Origin of the sequence: Microbacterium sp. NPDC077184 (genome assembly GCF_040687055.1) — a bacterium.
Classification (GTDB): Bacteria; Actinomycetota; Actinomycetes; order Actinomycetales; family Microbacteriaceae; genus Microbacterium.
On the sequence record NZ_JBFBMM010000013.1, the window covers coordinates 2,031 to 3,325 of the forward strand.

Below are 1,295 nucleotides of genomic sequence, written 5' to 3' on the forward strand. Positions count from 1 at the left end.
CAAACTCATGTGATTTCAAGTCTTTAAGAGCAAACGGTGGATGCCTTGGCATCTGGAGCCGAAGAAGGACGTAGCAATCTGCGATAAGCCTCGGGGAGTGGATAAGCACACTGTGATCCGAGGATTTCCGAATGGGGAAACCCCGCCTGGCGCAGCAATGTGACCTGGTGACTCCCGCCTGAATATATAGGGCGGGTAGAGGGAACGTGGGGAAGTGAAACATCTCAGTACCCACAGGAAGAGAAAGCAACCGCGATTCCGTTAGTAGTGGCGAGCGAAACCGGATCAGGCTAAACCTAGCGTGTGTGATAGCCGGCAGGCGTTGCATGTTGGGGGTTGTGGGACTTTTCGGGCTGTTCTGCCGAGCAGCCGGCGTGACAAGAGGGTATAGACGAACCGCATTGAAAGGCGGGTCAGAGAGGGTGCGAACCCCGTAGTCGAAATGCCCTTCTTGGCGTGAAGAGTATCCCAAGTAGCACGGGGCCCGAGAAATCCCGTGTGAATCTGTCAGGACCACCTGATAAGCCTAAATACTCCCAGATGACCGATAGCGGACAAGTACCGTGAGGGAAAGGTGAAAAGTACCCCGGGAGGGGAGTGAAATAGTACCTGAAACCGTTTGCTTACAAACCGTTGGAGCCTCCTTAGTAGGGGTGACAGCGTGCCTTTTGAAGAATGAGCCTGCGAGTTAGCGATACGTGGCGAGGTTAACCCGTGTGGGGTAGCCGTAGCGAAAGCGAGTCTGAATAGGGCGATTCAGTCGCGTGTCCTAGACCCGAAGCGAAGTGATCTATCCATGGCCAGGTTGAAGCGACGGTAAGACGTCGTGGAGGACCGAACCCACTTAGGTTGAAAACTGAGGGGATGAGCTGTGGATAGGGGTGAAAGGCCAATCAAACTTCGTGATAGCTGGTTCTCTCCGAAATGCATTTAGGTGCAGCGTTGCGTGTTTCTTGCCGGAGGTAGAGCTACTGGATGGCCGATGGGCCCTACAAGGTTACTGACGTCAGCCAAACTCCGAATGCCGGTAAGTGAGAGCGCAGCAGTGAGACTGTGGGGGATAAGCTTCATAGTCGAGAGGGAAACAACCCAGACCACCAACTAAGGTCCCTAAGCGCGTGCTAAGTGGGAAAGGATGTGGAGTTGCTTAGACAACCAGGAGGTTGGCTTAGAAGCAGCCACCCTTGAAAGAGTGCGTAATAGCTCACTGGTCAAGTGATTCCGCGCCGACAATGTAACGGGGCTCAAGCACGCCACCGAAGTTGTGGCATTGACATTATTGGTAGGCCTTCGTG

The 1,295-nt window shown here is 53.9% G+C and carries 1 rRNA gene (only partly in view); it reads left to right on the forward strand.

Annotated elements, in window-relative coordinates:
- Positions 1 to 13: 13 nt before the first annotated feature.
- A 23S ribosomal RNA gene (locus AB0O93_RS16105) occupies positions 14 to 1,295 on the forward strand; it runs 1,925 nt beyond the window's last position.